At 64.2% G+C, this 866-nt stretch carries 1 protein-coding gene; it reads left to right on the top strand.

The window, feature by feature from the left end; all coding sequences use genetic code 11:
- On the top strand, positions 1 to 767 hold a 767-nt coding region (locus tag FXO23_RS51390), incomplete at its 5' end, for a SulP family inorganic anion transporter (RefSeq protein ID WP_246258637.1).
- Positions 768 to 866 lie beyond the last annotated feature (99 nt).

Below are 866 nucleotides of genomic sequence, written 5' to 3'. Positions count from 1 at the left end.
TCGTGATGGACAACATCACCGGCGGTCGGCATCGCAGCAACAAGGAACTGATCGGCCAGGGACTCGGCAACATCGCGAGTGGACTGTTCGGTGGCATGGCCAGCGCCGGCGCGACCGTCAGGTCCGTGGTCAACATCAGAAGCGGCGGCCGCACCGCGCTGTCGGCGGCCACGCACAGCGTCATCCTTCTCGCTCTCGTGGCCGGTCTCGGAGCCGTCGTGCAGTACATCCCCCTCGCGGTGCTGTCGGGGATCCTGATTCTGACCGCGTTCGGCATGTTCGACTGGGAGAGCATCCGCAAAGCGCACGTCTCCCCGAGAGGTGACGTCGTCGTGATGTTCGCGACGATGATCATCACCGTTCTGGTCGACCTGACCGCGGCGGTCGCCGTCGGCGTCGTCCTGGCGCTCATCGTCCACGCCGTGCAGGCGCGCCAGCGCAAAGCCGCGATCGTCCACGACGACGACACCGGCACCTACCGCATCGAGGGCCCGCTGTCGTTCCTGTCCGTCGACCGCGTCTTCTCCACGCTGCGCAATGACCAGCCCAAGCTGTCGCTGAACCTGGAGAACGTGAGCTACATGGACCTGTCCGGGGCGAAGGGGCTGCTGACCTTCATCGACCACTCGCACACCTCCGGCGTCGACCTCGGCATCAAAGACCTGCCACCCCACATCGAGAACAGACTGATCGCGCTCGCGAACGAGGAACAACGCGCCAAGCTCAACAACGTCGTCGAAAACCGCCTGACCACCGAAACCGCCTGACCGGCGTGCTCCCCGCACTGGAGACGGATGTGGAAGCTGTGAGGAGGATGAGGGGATGGCATTGATTCGTCTGTCTGCTGTTGGCTCTTCGATGATCGA

This window comes from Amycolatopsis anabasis (assembly GCF_009765355.1).
Classification (GTDB): domain Bacteria; phylum Actinomycetota; class Actinomycetes; order Mycobacteriales; family Pseudonocardiaceae; genus Amycolatopsis; species Amycolatopsis anabasis.
This window is presented reverse-complemented; position numbering and strand designations above follow the sequence as displayed.